Raw genomic sequence first — 286 nt, 5'->3', positions numbered from 1 at the left:
AGGAGGCAGCCAGCGATGCCGATCCCACACGCCCCGACGCGGGACACCGCGCGGCCCGGCCAGGACACCGCCCGGCGCGACGGGGAGATCCTCGCCGCCCTCGACACCGCCCCCGAAGGCGCCCTGCGCCGGATGGCCGGTTCCCCCGCCGCGTTCTTCCGGGGCGCGGCGCCCCTGTTCCACCACGACCTGGCGGAGTCCGGCGCGGGCGCGCAGGGCACGCCGTATCTGGACGAGCGGACCGCCCGGGTGTGGATCCACGGCGATCTGCACGCCGGGAGCTTCG

1 protein-coding gene is annotated in these 286 nt (G+C 77.3%); it reads left to right on the top strand.

Features of this window, described 5'->3' with window-relative positions; all coding sequences use genetic code 11:
* Positions 1-15 precede the first annotated feature (15 nt).
* On the top strand, positions 16-286 hold a 271-nt coding region (locus tag LZD48_RS19360; protein WP_235764145.1), incomplete at its 3' end, for a DUF2252 family protein.

Source organism: Oceanobacillus alkalisoli (genome assembly GCF_021556485.1).
GTDB lineage: Bacteria > Bacillota > Bacilli > Bacillales > Amphibacillaceae > Oceanobacillus > Oceanobacillus alkalisoli.
This window is presented reverse-complemented; position numbering and strand designations above follow the sequence as displayed.